Source organism: Caldibacillus sp. 210928-DFI.2.18 (assembly GCF_020554505.1).
GTDB lineage: Bacteria > Bacillota > Bacilli > Bacillales > Caldibacillaceae > Caldifermentibacillus > Caldifermentibacillus hisashii.
Genome location: NZ_JAJCHL010000266.1, coordinates 1 through 258, shown reverse-complemented (window position 1 = coordinate 258; position 258 = coordinate 1). Strand labels below are relative to the sequence as shown.

Below are 258 nucleotides of genomic sequence, written 5' to 3'. Positions count from 1 at the left end.
GAAGTCGATCCTTTCTGGGTATTCTATTCCATACATAACCCTTGAACAGATCTTTGACAAGAAAGACTTCACCTTCATTCAAGTTTTCAGTTTCCTTAATAGCTTGTTCTAGTAACTCATTAACATCACCCATGTTGTCATCTCCTTATCAATAACAATATTAACAACATTGTTAATAAGATTATATGCCTTTTACCAATTCTAGTCAATAAGAAGAAAACCACCAATCAAGAGAATATATCGTAAGCCCGAAATAAA

Annotated in this window: 1 protein-coding gene; it reads right to left on the bottom strand. The window is 32.6% G+C overall.

The window, feature by feature from the left end; all coding sequences use genetic code 11:
* Positions 1–133, bottom strand: a 133-nt coding sequence (locus tag LIZ98_RS17820) for a DUF1413 domain-containing protein (RefSeq protein WP_227140465.1), incomplete at its 3' end; no start/stop codon positions are given.
* Between the last annotated feature and the right edge of the window lie 125 nt (positions 134–258).